Origin of the sequence: Tenacibaculum larymnensis (assembly GCF_028829235.1) — a bacterium.
In the GTDB taxonomy this organism is placed as follows: Bacteria; Bacteroidota; Bacteroidia; order Flavobacteriales; family Flavobacteriaceae; genus Polaribacter; species Polaribacter larymnensis.
Genome location: NZ_JAIWJY010000008.1, coordinates 97,654 through 116,167 on the forward strand (window position 1 = coordinate 97,654; position 18,514 = coordinate 116,167).

14 protein-coding genes are annotated in these 18,514 nt (G+C 33.1%); 2 read left to right on the top strand and 12 right to left on the bottom strand.

Annotation, left to right across the window (positions count from 1 at the left end; translation table 11 throughout):
* Positions 1-38: 38 nt before the first annotated feature.
* The 3 genes from LCI24_RS12405 to LCI24_RS12415 all read right to left on the bottom strand — a co-directional run bounded on the left by LCI24_RS12405 (position 39) and on the right by LCI24_RS12415 (position 4,640).
* Positions 39-827, bottom strand: a complete 789-nt coding sequence (locus LCI24_RS12405; RefSeq protein WP_274640653.1) for an HU family DNA-binding protein — start codon at positions 825-827, stop codon at positions 39-41.
* Between the two features lie 337 nt (positions 828-1,164).
* A complete protein-coding gene (locus tag LCI24_RS12410; protein WP_274640654.1) occupies positions 1,165-3,747 on the bottom strand; it encodes a DEAD/DEAH box helicase in 2,583 nt (860 codons plus the stop codon).
* Positions 3,744-4,640 carry a HamA C-terminal domain-containing protein gene (locus LCI24_RS12415; RefSeq protein WP_274640655.1) on the bottom strand — a complete coding sequence of 299 codons (897 nt, stop codon included), beginning with the start codon at positions 4,638-4,640 and terminating at the stop codon, positions 3,744-3,746. Before LCI24_RS12415 ends, LCI24_RS12410 begins: the two co-directional genes overlap by 4 nt.
* A 326-nt stretch (positions 4,641-4,966) precedes the next feature.
* Here LCI24_RS12415 and LCI24_RS12420 point away from each other — a divergent pair, with 326 nt between their 5' ends.
* Entirely contained in the window at positions 4,967-6,670 is a 1,704-nt protein-coding gene (locus tag LCI24_RS12420) for a hypothetical protein (protein ID WP_274640656.1), read from the top strand.
* A gap of 392 nt (positions 6,671-7,062) precedes the next feature.
* Here LCI24_RS12420 and argH read toward each other — a convergent pair whose 3' ends face one another.
* From argH to LCI24_RS12465, 9 genes are all read right to left on the bottom strand, one after another.
* Positions 7,063-8,334, bottom strand: a complete 1,272-nt coding sequence (gene argH, locus LCI24_RS12425; RefSeq protein WP_274640657.1) for an argininosuccinate lyase — start codon at positions 8,332-8,334, stop codon at positions 7,063-7,065.
* 395 nt (positions 8,335-8,729) lie between these two features.
* Complete coding sequence (locus tag LCI24_RS12430) at positions 8,730-9,788, bottom strand: M20 family metallo-hydrolase (RefSeq protein WP_274640658.1); 1,059 nt, start codon at positions 9,786-9,788, stop codon at positions 8,730-8,732.
* Positions 9,785-10,564: an acetylglutamate kinase gene (gene argB, locus LCI24_RS12435; protein WP_274640659.1), complete on the bottom strand. Its 780-nt coding sequence runs from the start codon at positions 10,562-10,564 to the stop codon at positions 9,785-9,787. The genes LCI24_RS12430 and argB overlap by 4 nt, the downstream gene beginning before the upstream one ends.
* Before the next feature lie 317 nt (positions 10,565-10,881).
* Positions 10,882-11,820, bottom strand: a complete 939-nt coding sequence (locus LCI24_RS12440) for a Rossmann-fold NAD(P)-binding domain-containing protein (RefSeq protein ID WP_274640660.1) — start codon at positions 11,818-11,820, stop codon at positions 10,882-10,884.
* Positions 11,817-12,944: an aspartate aminotransferase family protein gene (locus LCI24_RS12445; RefSeq protein WP_274640661.1), complete on the bottom strand. Its 1,128-nt coding sequence runs from the start codon at positions 12,942-12,944 to the stop codon at positions 11,817-11,819. Before LCI24_RS12445 ends, LCI24_RS12440 begins: the two co-directional genes overlap by 4 nt.
* A complete protein-coding gene (proC, locus tag LCI24_RS12450) occupies positions 12,944-13,741 on the bottom strand; it encodes a pyrroline-5-carboxylate reductase (RefSeq protein WP_274640662.1) in 798 nt (265 codons plus the stop codon). The genes LCI24_RS12445 and proC overlap by 1 nt, the downstream gene beginning before the upstream one ends.
* A 69-nt stretch (positions 13,742-13,810) precedes the next feature.
* Positions 13,811-14,788, bottom strand: a complete 978-nt coding sequence (gene argC / locus LCI24_RS12455; protein ID WP_274640663.1) for an N-acetyl-gamma-glutamyl-phosphate reductase — start codon at positions 14,786-14,788, stop codon at positions 13,811-13,813.
* A gap of 151 nt (positions 14,789-14,939) precedes the next feature.
* Complete coding sequence (gene argG, locus LCI24_RS12460; RefSeq protein ID WP_274640664.1) at positions 14,940-16,118, bottom strand: argininosuccinate synthase; 1,179 nt, start codon at positions 16,116-16,118, stop codon at positions 14,940-14,942.
* Entirely contained in the window at positions 16,115-16,726 is a 612-nt protein-coding gene (locus LCI24_RS12465) for a GNAT family N-acetyltransferase (RefSeq protein ID WP_274640665.1), read from the bottom strand. Before LCI24_RS12465 ends, argG begins: the two co-directional genes overlap by 4 nt.
* Positions 16,727-17,626: 900 nt before the next feature.
* On the opposite strand from LCI24_RS12465, the gene LCI24_RS12470 reads away from it, so the two are divergent.
* Positions 17,627-18,514, top strand: coding sequence for a branched-chain amino acid transaminase (locus tag LCI24_RS12470; protein WP_274640666.1), 888 nt, complete (start codon positions 17,627-17,629; stop codon positions 18,512-18,514).

The window sequence follows — 18,514 nt, forward strand, 5'->3', positions numbered from 1 at the left end:
TAGTACTGTCTGATGTCAACGGACAGTAGTATCGTGTGTTACGATACAGTAAGGCTAAATGTAGATTCAGATACCTTAAGCTCCTTTAAGAAGCGATCTAATTTAGAAGTAGCTTGCGTTTTAATTCTAACACGGTAATTACCCGCAGTAAGGGCTGGAACTTGACCAATAATTTTCTTATAGCTGTTTTGTGCCAAATAAGACACTTTGGTTTCGGTACCGTCTTCGGCAACAAAATACAAACCAACCTCGGGTAAATCACCCGCAACTTTTAAACGCAAACCATTTAGCTCAAACAATCCGTTAGCAGATAAGGTGGTATTCGTAGTTGCCGTGGTAATATCTTTTAAATTAGTAATAACTGTGTTGGTAATAGGTGCAGTTACTTTTTGTAGCGGAATATCGTCTTTAATTTCGTTGATTAACTTTCCACTATTAAGGTTTACATGTAGTTTATGGGTATCAGGATTAAAACCATCTTCCTCGGTATCAAAAACCCCAGAAATAGAGTAGCCAATATTTAGTAAAGGTAGATTAATGTTATCGCCTTCTTCTATCGACTCGATAATTTCTTCATAGTAAGAATTAAGCACCGCCACAATATCGGTTTTACTTACTAGGTTACGTTTGCTCAACATTTTATCAATCAACTCGTCTTGATTAATAGTACGCTCTGTTAATATGCGTGCTGAGTAGTTGGTTTCATCGGTTAACTTGTTTTCATTTAAATAGTACTTCATCATATTGATTTTTAAATTATTTACTTTTCCTTTTGAATCCTTTTTTGGGTAGTAACAGCTAGCATACTGGAGCAATAACCAATACATGCAAAACCATTTACTAACCTTGGTGTTATTCATCACCAAACAGTCAGGTACAAGCGTACTTTTATAGCATTAACTTCGTAAAGATGTTGTAAAATTGAATGTGATATAATAGTAATAAGGGATAGCAATTTACTTTTTACAAACAATTTTTATAGCTGATACTAAAGTAGTTGTTTTTCGTTTTAACTCTCTGACTTTATGAGTTTTTTAACGTTTTAGGAAGTATAGGGGAGGTACGGGAAAAGAAAATGCGGATATGGAATCCGCGTTTTTTATTTTATAAAGTAAGTTTTCTTGGTTTTATATAACTTGTAGAGCTACTCAAAGCCTTATAGAATTATATTATTTTTGTCAACTCATCATATTCCATAGTATTTTTTCCAAATTTTGATAATACAAGTTGTTTGTCAATTCTTTCAAGTTTATTGTCTCTAATAATTAAACCAGAATTTCTACATTTCTTATAAACTTTAATTGCTGTATGTCTTGAAATCCCAATATTTTGTAGCGCTATTACGATTCTGTTTTGGGTTCCATATTCAAGTAGAGTAGCCCAGTTTTCTCCTGCATTTTCTTCTCCAATCAATTTTGCGACAATATTGTGGTAGTGGTTAAAATACTTTTCTAACAAAAAACGTAAAACATATTCTATATCCTCGATAACATTTTCAATCACATGGTTAACATGTTTTTTGTCTTTTGGATTAAATATAATTTTATTGTCAAAATTATAGTCTAGAATGATTTTCTTGTTTTTATTAGTATGGTAGTCAATCGATTGTTGAATTATTTGACTTAAACTAAATCCTTTTACCCACTGTGTCATTATTGTAGCATAGTAAGATAAACTATTAGCATTATTTAATTTTTTTTCAGCATTTTGCCATTCGTATAAATCAAACATATAGTTTAAAACATCTTTGCAAATCTGATAAGGTTTCTGATTAATTGCAGGAAGTTTTATGTTTTTCCCAAGTTTATGTTGCTTCAATAATTCATTATAAACTTTATTCTGTACTGACAGATTGATTGACTGATTTGAATTGAGAATTGAAACTGGAATTGTAAAATCCTTGACATTTGATTTTGCCAATTCTATTATAGCTTCTTTGTTCTTTTCAATTAGTCTTTTAAGTAATGGGCTTGGTTCTCTACTACCTTCGAGCTCCATTGTGTCAACACTAATAATATTTGCGATATATTGCAAAATTTCCTTTTCTGTTTTTGTGCCTGAAATATCCTGTTCATTAAGAACCTTCTCTATCTTTTTGATATTTCTATCAATTTTATTCAAAACAGTAGGTTTTAACTCAATATCATTTTTATGCAAAATCTCTTTATTACCCCACTCACAATCTGAATGCTGAATACAATAAATATTTCCATAAAGTTCTTTTGACAATCTTCCTGCTCTTCCTGACAAATTCCAAAAATCAATTGGTTCTAACTCTGGGCGACCATTTTTATTATCGAGAATAAAAATATTTTGTGTTGGCATATTTACACCTTCAAGAAGAGTAGAAGTGCAAAAAACATTTGTAACATCACCATTTTGATAAAGTTCCTCGACTGAATTTCTAATCAACTGTGGCAATTTTCCATAATGATAAGCTATTTTATACTCTAACAGGTTTGCTAAATAGTAGTCAGGATGTATATACTCCTTAATTTGCCTAATTGTATTTTTTATGTCATCGCTTTGTTCAATAACGGGTGTCTTGGTTAATGATTTTGAAAAGTTAAAAGCATAGTTGATTGTTCGATTCTTACTATTACAGTAAATCAGATTGTTTTTTTCTCGGCCAAGATTCTTTATTAAATCATCAATGGAATTAGTCGTAGAAAAGAAATCTTTAGATTCCATTTCCACATTGTTATTTTCTGTAATGTAGTCAATTTTATTGTTTAATAAATCTATAAAAAAAAGATTCTGAGAAACAGGAGATTCATTTGTTTTGTAAGAATTTCCTTTACTATTTCTATTAAATAAATCCAAAAATATTTCAGGGTTAGATACATTAGGTGAAGCAAAATATAATTTAATATTACCATATTTTTTTAATGCCTTTTCAATTGCAGTATAAGAGGTAACGCTTCGACTATCCTTATTACTTGCAATTTTGTGTGCTTCATCTACAAAAAGAAAACCTATTGTAGGATTATTCTCTTGCGATAAATAACTTATCAGTCGCTCAGGAGTAAGTATAAAAATATAATTATGTTGTTCTTCAGTTATTAAGTCATTTACACTTGAGTTTGTAACAATTCGGTATTTATAAGCTTCCAATACTTCAGTCAATTCATCTTTCAAATCAATTGCAAACTGGTTTATTAATGCACGAGTAGGGACAATTATAACTAAGTTTTCAGGAGGAACATTTTTAATGATTTTTTTAATAAAGGCTTTTATAATAAATGATTTTCCCATTGATGTTGGGGCTGAAAAACTATACTCAGTAGAGTTACTCATACTTGAAAATAATTCAAATTGAGCATCTGTAAATGTAAAGTCACTATTACCAGGAACTTGTTGTATGAGTGATTTAGCCTCAACTTCTATTAACCTGTTTAAAGGAAGTTCAGAGTTATTTTCATTATACTCTTCAAGGTATTTAATAGCAGGGAAATTTCCGAGTTTAGAATATACTGCTTTAGAAATAGTTTTGTAAATAGGGTTGTTAGAGTAATTAGTATTTAAAAATGTAATAATTTGATAGGCTTTATTTCTAGCTACTGAATTGTTTGAGTTTGAAAGTATATCAGCAAACCTTAATGTATCTTTTAGTTCTTTGTCTGAAAAAATAACATCACTTATTATATTAAACTGCCTGTATGCAGATAGTAAAGAACTTTTTCTAAAAAGCGAATTAAAGTATTCATTATTTAAAATGTCTTCTGTAAGTTTTTCTATAATTGTCATACAGTTAAGTCTTTTATAATTTCTTTTCGTTTTTCAGCTAAATCAGAAAAAGGAATTATATAAATGTAAAACTGATATCCTGTAAACTCTTCCTTTTTTATTTGAAAATTAAAAGAACTAATAACATTTAAAACCTCCTTTTTTATTCTTTCTTTGATTTGTTTTCTAAATTCAGAATTAGAAAGCTTCATTTCTTCGTCTGTTATTTTTGCTTCAAAACCTAGGAAAATACCAAATGAATAATCAAGGTATGTTTCTTCATTTTTTGAGTTTGGTAATAGAATATTCTTTATTTTTTCATATTGTTGTTTGTCATAAACCTCTTTTACTAATTGACTATTAACCAAATCAAACTCAAATTCTAACTTTTTGCTATCTTCTTTTAATAGTTTTGATATAGAGCCGAAGGCGTCATATATGCCTTGTTTTAGATCAGCATCTAACTTAGATTCTCCAAATATGAGTTGATAATCTTCATCACTGAGTTTTAATAAATGAACACCATCTGCTCCTTTTACATAATCATTATTTGCTGTTTTTAACTCTAATTTTGTCAGTATTTTAGGAGCTTTAAGATGTGCTTCGAGAAGGCAATATAACATCACTTCCCCAAGTTCGCCCTCGTTTGAAGTGTAATTTCTAAATTTATTTTTTGTTCTTTTAATTAGAGTATTGAACTGATTATTATCTATAAGTTTTTGTATTTCAGTCCTTGATAAAGCGAAAAAGTATAGGTTGTCACCAAGTAAATTCACTAGATCATTGTATGCAAACTTGTTATTCTGTATTTTGAGAGTAAATACGTTAAGATTATTAGAGTTTTCCAGTTGATAATCTTCAATGATATGATGAAATAAATTCAAAAAATCACTATCAATACTTGTTTTAATCATATAACTTTTTTTGGGTAATTTAAAGTAAGACACCTTATGCAATTGAGGTACATTTATATATGCACCTAAATTTATAAAACTATAATGTATATTTCATTCATTCTTACGGTTTTCCGCAACTCAAATTGCGGATTTCCGCAAAACACCTGCTATTACACATATAATTACCATTTAATAATATAACAGTTGTTATTACTAACGATATTTTACTACTTTTAAACTGTTAACATGCAGTTATACAGAATTTTAAAACGTGTTGTACTATCAACATAAAATGAGTATAGCTGCGTATAACAACAACTAACAAACCAAACTAACTAAACATTATGAAAACTCTAAGCACCTGCTTAGCACTCTTTTTTTATGTGCTATGCATTAACGGACAAACACAAACTATTAACTGTGAACTTGAAATAAAAAAGTTGCGTAGTACCTACGAAAACTACAACAAAACACTAGAAGAAAAGAAGCAAGAAATAGCAGAAACCAAAAAGTCGATTACCCAAGAAAGCTTAGACAAGCTTAGTACTTTAATTAAGGATAGAAAAGCGTATATAGATTCACTAAACCTTACCTATGCTAAGTTTACTAGCTATAAAAACGTGTGTACCAACATTCCTGCAGATTCAATAGCTAGTTGGTTTCCTTATAAAGAACCACCTACACGAGAAACCATAGCCAAAGAAGCTGAACAAGAAGAAACGGTAGAAGAACCTGTAACCTATAGTTATTTTAATGAAAATATAATTATTAGTGAAGATATTAACGGAGCTGAGAAGACATCTAGAGAGAAAAAGGTGTTCAATCAGGTATTAAAACAAGTAAACCAAGAAGCCTATTTTGGAGATATTACCATACCTAAAGAAGGACAGGAGTTTTGTTTTTATAAAAAGAAAAGTAGTAATGACACTATAAATAAAAGTGACCCTGTACGATTGCCATTAAAGAAATACAAGTTTAAAAAGATAGATATTGAAATACGCGATGGTAGCTTAGCTGATATTCAGGTATTGGTAGAATATAAGGGAAGTTTACTATTGTTTGAAAACTATGTAGGGGTAAGCTTTTTACGATATGGGTATTGGGCATCTGAAAACTTCCTTTTTTACTCACAAAAACAACCAACAACCAATGTTGATGAAAAAGAGTTTGAAAACCTTCGTATTCGTTTAAGTGATGTACTCATGTATAAGTATAAAATAGGAAACAACTACGTACCACACGACTTAACGTTAGAACTGCCTAAAGAAGATATTGATGGAAACAAAACCAACTTAACAGCCCCAGCAACTTATCAAATAAAACAAGATACTTACTTAGATAAAATAGTAGAACTACGTGCTTATACCGACTTTTTAGCACTCTTTGGAGAGTCTGACAACGGATTGGTGCAGTTAGAAGGAAGTGCGAAGTTTTATGTATTTCCTTTTTCAAGGCAAATCTTTAGTTCTTCAATGCAATACGAATTTTTAAAATCAATAACACCTTATGTACACTATGCTAAGTTTGAAGAAGACAAAGGTTTAGTTACCGCAACAGGTGGTGTAATAGGAAATACGTTAGACTTGGTAGAAAAACGCTTTTTAACCGTAGGTGGAGAAGTAAACTTCTTTGAAGTGTATCAAAAAAACTATCCTATGAAAATGAACTTTTTTGGTACGATAGACTATAATCTAACAAGAGTTCAAAACGACACCCAAGGAGTAGAAAACCTAAAAGCATTGAGTTATGGAGGAGGAATAAGCTTATCATCAAAACGATTTAACAACTTCGGATTCAATTATAAATTAGGACTTCACTGGTTTGATTATAAAAGCTATAACGGGTCTAGTGCTATAGATTTAGACTTTAAAGTACCCGTAGTAAAAAATCAAGCAGAAGTGTTTTATCACCCTAACAAAAACCCAAACCAAGCTATTTTTGCTAGGTTAGTAACCTATAATTACAAAGGAAGCGAAAGCGATGAGGCTTTTTACCAGTTTCAATTTGGATATAAGTTCTCCATAGGCTCTAGAACAGTAAAGAAATAAAGTAAAAAGAGGTTATTTGTTAAGAATAACCTCTTTTTATATAACAGTTTTATGAGTTCTATTAAAATCTAACAAAATTCTAATTTCATGGTGTCACCTCGAACCTATGTGAGAGGTCTCAAGGCAATGAGTTACACCTTTTAATAAGATTCCTCCTCGTGCCTCGTTCGGAATGACGATTGTTTATTAGAATCAAGAAACAAGACCGCTTCGCTGTTAGAGTATAGACTGATTAGAGATGTAATTGTTATAATTAAGTATCGTCATTGCGAGCCTTTCGACTGTTGCTCAAGACAGGCTAAAACGAAGCAATCTCTAAGTTTTGAGTTAACTACTTACAGATTACTTCGTCGTATCCTCCTCGTAATGACGACTTTTTTTAGTATTTACCACTAACCAAGCTTCTCTCGTATCTTACCCAAACACAAATTATCAATACTACCCACATGTGTATGTTTTTTAGAAGTATCGGGTGTATATGTACCATTGACAACTTCACCACCAATTTTTTGGTAAGCCTCTCTAAAACTCATACCGTTTTCAACCAAGGTATTCATATTGTCTACTGTAAATAGATATTTGTATTTCTCATCCTGTAAGTCAATATCTTTTACAATAATTTGCTGAATAGCATAGTCAAAAATATCTAACACATCTTTTAGCTCCTCAAAAGCATTGATGATATTTTCTTTTAATAACTGATAATCTCTATGATATCCACTTGGTAAATTGTTGGTGATTAACAAAGTTTCGGTATACAACGCTTGGATTTTATTGCATTTACCTCTAATCAACTCAAATACATCAGGATTCTTTTTATGTGGCATAATGCTACTACCTGTAGTTAATTCATCAGGAAAAGAAATAAAACCAAAATTCTGACTCATATATAAGCAGATATCCATCGCAAAACGAGCTAAGGTGTTACTTACACTTCCCAATGCCATGGTAAGAGTACGCTCACTTTTTCCTCTACTCATTTGTGCAGCAACCACATTGTATTTTAAGGTTTCAAACCCAAGTTCTTTAGTGGTGAATTCTCTATCAATAGGGAACGAACTACCATATCCAGCTGCTGAACCTAACGGATTTTGATCTACCGTTTTTAGTGCAGCATCTACCATGTACAAATCGTCAATTAGCAATTCAGCATACGCAGAAAACCATAACCCGAAAGAGGAAGGCATTGCCACTTGTAAGTGAGTATAACCTGGTAATAGTTTAATTTTGTGTTGCTCTGCTAACTGTAATAGTGTATTAAATAGTGTTTTCGTTTTATCAGAAATCAACTGTAAATTGTCTTTATAATACAATTGTAACGCTACTAAAACCTGATCGTTTCTTGAACGTGCGGTATGAATTTTCTTACCAACTTCACCGCACATGTTGGTTAATTCAAACTCAATTTTAGAATGTACATCTTCAAATTGAGCATCAATAACAAAAGTACCGTCTGTCACTTGTTGTTGTAGCGCAGTAATTCCAGCAGTTACTTGCGCTAATTCTTCCGAAGTAATAATATAGATGGAAGCCAGCATTTTTGCATGTGCTAACGATGCGTGCAAATCATACGGAGCAATGTGTATGTCTATTTCTCTGTCATTTCCAACCGTGAAATGTTCTATTTTTTTATCTATGGATAATCCTTTGTCCCAAAGTTTCATGTTTTTATGTTTTTTAATTAGTACTGAGTATTGAGAGGTTAGTATTGAGTGTTAAACACTATAACTAACAAAATTCTCATTGTTTGTTTGTCACCTCGAACGTATGTGAGAGGTCTCAAGGTTATGAGTTACTCTTTTTAATGAGATTCCTCCCTCTGGTCGGAATGACGATTTGCTTTAGAAAAAGATGTCTTGTATCTCTTTTCTAGTTTTTTATTTGTTATTTATAATGTCACTTCGAGTAAAGTTATTGAAATGAAATAAAAATAATTTTGTATCGAGAAGTACTCGAATGGTTCTCGATACAATTCTTACTTCGTTATCACTCAATAAAAATCACTCGAACTGACATATAAAAAGGCATCTAGTTTCTTGCCTCATTATTCTATTTTCTTCTACAATACTTTATTCAATAATTCTATATACAACTCAATTCCTTCCTCAATTTCTTGAAGATAAATAAACTCATCAGCGGTGTGTGAACGTGTGCTGTCTCCAGGTCCTAATTTTAATGACGGACAACTCAATACAGCTTGGTCAGATAGGGTAGGAGAACCATAGGTTGTTCTTCCTAAAGCCAACCCTGCTTGTACCAAAGGATGTTCTTTTGGAATAGAAGATGAATTCAAATTCAAGCTACGTGGTTGTATGTTACAAGGTGCATGTTCTTGTAAAAAATCACTGATTTCCTGATTGGTATATTGATTGTTTACACGAACATCTACTACCAATTTTACTTCGGAAGGGACAGCATTGTGTTGTTTCCCTGCATTGATTTGTGTTACCGTGAGTTTTACGTCTCCCAAGGTTTCCGAGGTTTTTTCAAATTCAACATCTTTAAACCACTGTAATATTTCAATAGCGTTATAAATAGCATTATCGTGGTTTGGGTGTGCGGCATGACTTGGGGTTCCTTTTACCTCAGCATCAAAAACGACCAAGCCTTTTTCAGCAATAGCTAAATTCATTAAAGTAGGCTCTCCTACGATGGCTACATCAATCTTTGGTAAGGTTTTTAGTAATCCGTTTAAACCGTTAGGACCACTGCTTTCTTCCTCGGCAGTTCCTGCAAAGACAAGGTTATAAGTCAAGTTTTCTTTCTGGTAGAAATGGGTGTAGGTCGCCAACAACGAAACTAAACATCCACCAGCATCATTACTTCCTAACCCGTAGAGTTTGCCATCTTCTACAATAGCTTTAAAAGGATCTTTGGTATAGCCGTTATTAGGTTTTACGGTATCGTGATGCGAGTTGAGTAATAACGTAGGTTTGTTAGCATCAAAATGTTTGTTTACCGACCACACGTTGTTCTGAGTTCTAGTGTATGGAATATCAAACTCTTTAAACCAGTTTTCTAGCAGTAGGGCTGTAGCATCTTCTTCCGAAGAAAAAGAAGGTGTTTCTATCAGGTTTTTTAATAGGTTGATGGCTTTTGTGGTAAGTCTTTGTATCATGATAGTTGTAATGAGGTGTGTTTGTTTTTTGAGTTAAATAGCATAGTTGTATTGCCTATGTGTACTTTTTGAACATTGTTTTTTAGGGCATGAAAGCAATTGTCTAACTTAGGAAGCATTCCTTCAAATATGACTCCGTCAGCTTTTAATTGCGCGTAGGATTCTGAAGTGATTTGTTCGATAATAGAGTTGTCATCGGTTACATCACTTAGCACTCCTGGTTTTTCAAAACAGTAGTACAATTCTGTATTAAAATCAGTGGATAATCCTATAGCCAATTCAGCAGCAATAGTATCGGCATTGGTATTGAGTAATTGTCCGTTAGCATCGTGCGTAATTGCACAAAATACTGGAGTTACTTCATTATTAATTAATACGGTTAGTACTTGCGGATTTACGGTAACAACGTCGCCTGCAAATCCGTAATCTATAGGTTCAGCAGGACGTTTGGTTGATATAATGGTGTTTCCGTCAGCCCCTGTAAATCCCACAGCATTTGCATTGTTTGCTTGTAACTGCGCAACAATTTGCTTGTTGATTTTACCTGCATATACCATAGTAATCAAATCTAAAGTTTGCGTATCGGTTACACGTCTGCCATCAATCATCGTCACAGGAATATTCAACTGTTTAGCCAATTCAGAAGCTAGTTTACCTCCACCATGAACTAATACTTTCGGACCTTTTAGTTGAGCGAAATCAGCTAAGAAACTATGTAAGGCTTTCTCATCATTAATGATGTTTCCACCTATTTTTACAATCTTTATAGTTTTCATTTTTAGTTTTAAGTTTAATTTATTGTTCATTTTTTCTTGATAAAAAACGAACCAAAAAATCAAGTCAGTAAAGAGAAAATTGCTACGCACCACTCATTTTCAAAGCTTCATGCTTAAAGCTACGCTTAGCACTTCCGCTTTTTCATTCATTATTTTTTTTACAGACAGTTTTCATATTTTAATTCTCTTTTCATTAAATGTCACGTCGAGTGATTTTTAGTACTGAAAGGGAGAAAAATTGTATCGAGACGTTTTCAAGTAGTTCTCGATACATCTCCCTGCGGTCGACACTCGAACTGACAAGTCAAAATTTAAATTCAACTTAAATGATTTAAAATCTCTTTTAATACTATCTGTGCTGCAAAGGTTCTGTTGTTGGCTTGTTCAATCACAAGAGAATTTTCACCATCTAAAACAGCATCTTCCGCTACCACATTTCTTCTGATAGGTAAGCAGTGCATAAATTTAGCAGCGCCTATTTTTTCCTGAGTAATCATCCAGTTGGGGTCTTCATTTAGTATTTTACCATATTCATTAGAAGAACTCCAGTTTTTAGCATAGATAAAGTCGGCATTTTCAAAAGCTTTCTCTTGATCGTATTCGATAGGAAACTCTTGAGTAATTTCTGGATCTAGCTCATAACCTTCGGGATGCGTTATAACAAATTCTACCTCCATGTTGTGCATGAGGTGTACAAAAGCATTGGCAACTGAGTGTGGTAATGCTTTGGGGTGTGGAGCCCAAGACAACACAACTTTAGGATTATCAGTTTTTTTAGTTTCCGTAATCGTAATTGCATCTGCCAAAGCTTGTAACGGATGGTCAGTAGCGCTTTCCATATTGATAACAGGAACCGTAGCATATTTTACAAAACTGTTTAGTACAATTTCAGAGGTATCTTTTTCTTTGTCTTTCAACGTAGGAAAAGCTCTTACCGCAATGATATCAGCATACTGAGAAATTACCATGGCAGCCTCTTTAATATGTTCTGAAGTACTTAAATTCATTACAGTACCGTCTTCAAACTCCATATTCCAAGCATTGGTAATGTTTAACACACTTACTTCCATACCTAAGTTTTTAGCCGCTTTTTCGGTACTTAATCTTGTACGTAAACTAGCATTAAAGAACAGCATGACTAAGGTTTTGTGTTTTCCCAAATCAGCAAACTGATAGGGACTTTCTTTTAATTGAATTGCCTTTTGAATAGTTTCTGAAAGGTTTTCAATGTCTTTTAGGCTGGTGTATTTCTTCATGACAGTTCCTTTTTTAAAGACTCAAAAAACATATCGATATGTTGTTTTTGAATGGTTAATGGTGGAAGGATTCTTAATAAGTTAGGGTTCTTAGCGCTCCCTGTGAAAATGTGATGTTTGAATATTAGGTTCTTTCTTAGCTCAGCAATAGGAAAATCGAATTCCAAACCTAACATCAAGCCTCTTCCTTTTACAGTTGTTATTTGTGGAATTGATGTAGCTTTTTCAATAAAGTAATCTGAAATCTGCTGTACATTTTCCATCAATTGTTCTTTTTGGATGGTTTCAAGAACAGCTAAGGAAGCAGCACAGGCTAAGTGATTACCGCCAAAGGTAGTCCCCAACAAACCGTAAGAAGCTTTGATGCTTGGATGAATTAAGATTCCCCCAACAGGGAATCCGTTTCCCATTCCTTTAGCCATGGAAATAATATGCGGAGTAATGCCGTGTTTTTGAAAAGCAAAGAAATCACCCGTTCTACCAAAACCACACTGAATTTCATCAGCAATTAATAGCGTGTTGTATTGCTTGCATAGTTTTTCTAACCCTTGGTAAAAAGTAGTTGATGCTTCGTCTAATCCACCAATACCTTGAATGGTTTCAATAATAATGGCACAAACATCATTGTTCTTTAAAGCCTTTTCAACACCTTCCAAGTCTTCAAATTCTAAGAAAATTACTTCTTGCTGTGCATTGATAGGAGCCACAATTTTTGGATTATCTGTAGCGGCTACCGCCGCAGAAGTTCGTCCGTGAAACGAATTCTTAAAGGCAATTACCTTTTGCTTATCTGTATGAAAAGAAGCTAGTTTTAAGGCATTTTCATTGGCTTCGGATCCTGAGTTACATAAGAATAACTGATAGTCTTTACAACCCGATATGTTTTCTAGTTGGTCAGCCAATTCAACCTGTAACGGATTCTGAATCGCGTTGCTATAAAAGCCTAGTTTGCTCACTTGTTCACTAATGTTTTTAACATAGGCAGGGTGTGAGTGCCCGATAGAAATTACGGCATGTCCGCCATATAAATCTAAATATTCTGTGCCTTTATCGTTGTATACATATACATTGTTGGCGGTTACTGGGGTTATATCAAATAGAGGATATACGTTAAATAAACTCATTAGTTTTCTTTTTTTATGGTGTTAATTTTGTTGAATGAAGCAACCATTCCCTGTATTAAAGCAGCACTTAAACCTTTGTGTTCCATTTCATTCAAACCTTCGATGGTACAGCCTTTTGGAGTGGTAACTTTATCGATTTCTTCTTCAGGATGATTTCCTGTAGCTATGAGTAAGTTGGCAGCACCTTCACTAGTATGCATAGCGAGTTCTTGTGCTTCTTTTGCATCGAAACCTAACTGAATAGCGGCTTGTGTAGTTGCCCGTATTAAGCGCATCCAAAAAGCAATTCCACTAGCACATATTACAGTGGCTGCTTGCATTTGATCTTCAGGAATAATCATAGAAGTTCCTAGTTGATTAAAAATAGTTGTAGCTATTTTTAAATCTTCCTTCTTTTGAGTATTACCACTAAGACAAGTCATCGATTTTCCAACGGCAATAGCAGTATTAGGCATGGCTCTGATAATAGTAGTATCTGAACCAATAAGAGCTTCCATTTTTTGAATAGAGAAACCAGCAACTGTAGAAATTAACTTATGATTGCTTGATAATAGAGGAGCAGTTTCTTTTAAAAGAGCTTCTAAATGTGTTGGTTGTACAGCAAAAATTAATACATCAGACGCTGTGATTGCTTCCTTGTTATTAGAACTAATGAAAACGTTGGGAACTTCTTTAAATTCATTGAGTTCTTCAATATTTCTTTTAGTTAAGAAAAGTTGAGAAAATGATTTGTTTTGTATCAATCCTTTAGTGATTGATTTTCCTAAGTTACCTGTTCCTATAATTGCTATTTTCATCTGTAAAGCTTTGATTATATATTTTGTATTAAGACATTCATCTTGGTTTGTTTAATCCCTCTATGAGGGTTAGAAATAAGTTGCTTTTAACTGTAACCCCGTATCTTCTTTAAAACCAAACATTAAGTTCATATTTTGGACTGCTTGTCCGGAAGCTCCTTTTAATAAATTATCAATAATGCTTGTTATGAGGAGCTTATCTCCGTGTTTATGCAAATGAATTAAACACTTATTGGTGTTTACTACCTGTTTTAAGTGTAATTCATTATCAGCTACGTGTGTAAAAAGAGCCTCCTTATAGTAGCCTGAATACAGTTGTTGTGCTTCTTCTAAACTTCCTTCAAAATAAGTGTACTGCGTAGCGTAAATACCTCTGGAAAAATTTCCTCTGTTTGGTAAAAACAATACTTCTGAATCAAAACTTGATTGAAGTGTATGTATAGTTTGATTGACTTCTCCTAAATGCTGATGTGTAAAAGGCTTGTAGTAAGAAAAATTGTTATCTCTCCATGTAAAATGAGTAGTTGCTGATAGTGAAGTTCCCGCACCAGTAGCGCCAGTAACCGCATTGATATGTACATCATTCTGTAATAAACCAGTGTTAGCTAATGGAAGCAATCCTAATTGAATAGCCGTAGCAAAACACCCTGGATTTGCTATGTAAGAAGCACCTTGTATCGCTGTTTTTTGAAGTTCAGGTAAACCGTATACAAACTCTTTTCTTTGAAAAGTGTTATCAGCTTTTAATCTGAAATCATTCCCTAAATCAATAATCTTTGTGTGGTCTGAAAAGGTATGAGCTTCTAAAAACTTTTTAGAGTTTCCATGTCCTAAGCATAAGAATAGTACATCTATGTTCTTATTAATTTTATTGGTGAATGTTAGTTCAGTGCTACCCACTAAATCCTGATGTATGTTCGCTATTTTATTTCCAGCATTAGAGGTACTATACACAAAATTGATAGCAGTTTCAGGGTGTTGTAGTAATAGTCTTACTAACTCACCAGCTGTATATCCTGCACCGCCTATAATTCCTACTTGTATCATATTGTTTGTTGTTTTAAATAGTAGAATCAGTTTTCATTTATAAGATCATCACGTTTTTATCACTCCTCATGATGACGGTTTTGTCATTGCGAGCCTTTCGACTGTCGCTCAAGACAGGCTCAAGCGTGGCGATCTGTTCATTGTTTACTGTCTATTGATTCACTTGTTGATATATCTTATTCTGATTTCCTAAGAGTTTGATGAAGCCTTTAGCATCTTCGGCGGTCCAACCTTTATTCATTTCACCATAGCTACCAAATTTGGTATTCATTAAATCATGAGGAGAATCAATTCCGTCTAGTGTAAAGTGATAAGGTTTAAGGTTTACAAACACATCTCCGGTTACTTTTGCTTGGCTATTAGTAAAGAAAGCCTCTATATCTCTCATCACTGGATCTAAATATTGACCTTCATGTAAATGCATCCCATAAAAACTAGCTAAATACTCTTTGTGTTGTAATTGCCATTTGGTTAAGGTGTGTTTCTCAAGTAAGTGATGTGCTTTAATGGCAATTAAGGCAGCAGCGGCTTCAAAACCAACTCTTCCTTTAATTCCAACAATAGTATCACCCACATGAACATCTCTACCAATTCCAAACTTTGAAGCTATTGCATTTAACTTTTCTATATTTTGTGCAGGAGTATTTTCATCGTCATTAATAGCGATTAATTCTCCTTTTACAAAAGAAAGTTTTACCTGTTCTGGTGTTGTTTTGGTCACTTGTGAAGGATAGGCATGTTCAGGTAATGGTTGCTCAGAAGTTAAAGTTTCCTCACCACCAACACTAGTTCCCCATAAACCTTTATTTACAGAGTATTTAGCCTTTTCCCAAGACAAATCGATACCATTATTCTTTAAATATTCGATTTCTTCCTGTCTTGAAAGTTGTAAATCTCTAATAGGAGTGATGATTTCAATTTCAGGAGCAATGGTTTGAAAAATCATATCAAATCTTACTTGATCGTTTCCTGCACCTGTACTACCGTGTGCTATATATTCTGCACCTATGCTTTTAGCATAATTTACAATTTCGATGGCTTGTACTATTCTTTCAGCACTTACCGAAAGCGGATAGGTATTGTTTTTTAATACATTTCCAAAAATTAAATACTTGACTACCTTGTTGTAAAAATCATCAACAGCATTAATGTTTTTATAGGTAGCTACTCCCATTGTATAGGCATTTTCTTCAATTTTCTTAATTTCTTCGGAAGAAAACCCACCAGTATTCACACTAACAGCATGAACTTCATATCCTTGTTTTGATAAACTTACCGCACAGTATGAAGTATCTAAACCTCCACTGTATGCAATTACTAATTTTTTCATTTTTTGTCTTTTTTTAGGAAGATGCTCTCCTTAATTCTTTTAAGTCTTTGAAAGACTTTTCCTTTTATTTTTATGTTTTGAGATTTTTTGTTAGGATCGTATAACATACCAGTACACAAGCACATTTTTTGCTGTGTACGTTGTAACACATCGTAGTTTTTGCAGGTTTGACAACCATTCCAAAAAGATTGATCTTCGGTAAGTTCAGAAAAGGTTACAGGCTTATAACCAAGCTCGCTATTGAGCTTCATAACTGCTAAGCCTGTAGTAATACTAAATACTTTAGCATTAGGAAATTTTGCTCTGGAATGTTCAAAAACAACTTTTTTTATTTGCTTGGCTAAACCAATACCTCTGTAATCTGGATGAACTATTAATCCTGAATTAGCTACAAATTTGCCATGACTCCAAGCTTCGATATAGCAAAATCCAGCAAACTTATCGCCATCTAAAGCAATAACTGCGTTACCATTTTCTAGTTTTGTAATAATATATTCTGGTTTTCTTTTGGCAATTCCTGTACCTCTAACCAGAGCAGCTTCGTCAATAGTTTGACAAATAATTTCGGCATACTTACTATGCGATTGATCAGCAATAACAACTCTCATTGAAATTGATTTTAGATAAACATTTTGTTATAAATCGGTGGTTTGAAAAGAAGAACCGGACGCACCTAGGTTCCCAAAAGAAGTAGCACCCTTACGGGCGACGTCGGGTAAAAATAGGTCGTACAACAACTGCGTTATTGAAAACAATAACAAGAGTTAGTAACGATATAAAAATGTAGATTATAGAAATCAAAAGGATGAAAATAAAATTATACAATACTCAGTTTTGTGCAAGGAAAGACTAGCGTCGGTTATAAGACCGCACTAAAAAACTGGGTATATTGTTGTATATTTTATTTGTTTGCATAATGGCGCAAATCTATAAAATAAATTTTGATTAATGCTATATAAAAAATAAAAAGTTTTATAAGTGTAAGTAATACAGAGGGTTAGTGAGTATTTTTTCTAGGAGTAAAATAAAAAAGTCAAAAAAATATTAGGATAACTAAAAAATAATTTCAAATATTTGTGGCAACAGATGAAAAAACAAGTTTTAAATATCATTTCTATTATTATTGTCATTGTGATTATTTCACAAGGGTAGGGAAGCGGTATTTAATATTTAACATATAAATTAATTAAGAAGGCTTCCTAAATTTAGGAAGCCTTTTTTAGTTGCAAAAATCATGAATCAATTTTTCAACATCGTGGTAATTATTATTGTCATTATTAGCTCTCCACCGAGTTGATGCAGATAGTTATTGCCTATAAGGAAGCCTGTATCTAACTCAAGATACAGGCTTTTTTTATACCGTGAATATCATAATGATTTGGTTTTAAGTGTTTGGTTTTAAGGTTTTTGTATGTTTTTGAGAGTCAGTGAAAATCATCAAAACCTTAAAAAACAAGAAAGTAAAGTAAAAAGCGAAAAATAATTTTGAACAGTAAAAACAACTAAAAATGTACTATAACGAGGAAACAGTAATTTTTTTCAACGGACAGTTTATCAAAGCTAAAGATGCTAGCGCTAATTTGTATAGCCAAAGTTTACACTACGGGAACGGAGTTTTCGAGGGAATTAGAGCTTATAATACAACGGAAGGAACTAAAGTCTTTAAGTCGTATGAGCATTACAAAAGGCTAAAGTTTGGCGCAGAAGTAATGAATATTCAATTAGATTATTCAGAAGAAGAACTAACACAAATTACGTATGAATTATTAGAACGTAATGGTTTGAAAGATGCATACATCCGTCCGTTAGTCACTACTGGAGCCGATATGAGTTTGTTGACTTCTAAAGAAACAAACCTAGTTATTCAATGCTGGGAATGGGGGAAATATATGGGAGATAAATTACTACGTGTAAAAACGTCTTCATTTCAACGCCCGAATCCGAAATCATGTTTTGTAGAAGCTAAAGTAACAGGACACTACACAAATTCAATATTATCAACTAATGAAGCAAAAAATAACGGATATGATGAAGCACTATTATTAGACATGAACGGTAATGTAGCAGAATGTTCAGGAGCAAATGTTTTTATGCAAAAAGATGGAAAATTATACACTCCACCAAGAGGCCATATCATGGCAGGAATTACACGCGCTACGGTTATCGATTTGTGTAAGGAAGAAGGAATACCTGTTGAAGAAAAACATTTTACGCTAGAAGAATTAAAACAGGCAGATGCTTGCTTTTTTACAGGAACAGCAGCTGAAGTAGTTGGATTACAATCGTTAGACGATTATCAATTTCCACTAGCGTGGGAAAAATCTCACGGACACAAACTAATGAAATTATATAAAGACGAAGTGTTAGGCTTACGTCAAAAAAGAAAAGCAAGTTAA